The 242-nt window shown below is 66.1% G+C and carries 1 pseudogene; it reads right to left on the bottom strand.

From position 1 onward, the window contains the following. Nucleotides 1-242: pseudogene (locus tag KVT39_RS37225) on the bottom strand (IS21 family transposase); the annotation flags it as partial.

Raw genomic sequence — 242 nt, forward strand, 5'->3', positions numbered from 1 at the left:
TCGGGCACGCTGTAGTAGTTGCCACCGACCGAGACGAGACCTTCGTGGCTCACGCGCCGCTCAAGCCGGATCACGCCATTGAAGGTGCCGGCAGGCAACGCCTGCAGCGTAGGACGCTCCTCACTGAAGTGCTGAGCGACGACGCGGTGCGTGGTGCCGTGCACACGGACATTGGCAACCGTGTCGAGCCACTCGCGCAGTTGGCGGTTCAGGTCGGCGAGGTTCTGGAAGCGGCGCGCCAG

This window comes from Burkholderia sp. GbtcB21 (assembly GCF_019091065.1).
In the GTDB taxonomy this organism is placed as follows: Bacteria; Pseudomonadota; Gammaproteobacteria; order Burkholderiales; family Burkholderiaceae; genus Burkholderia; species Burkholderia pyrrocinia_C.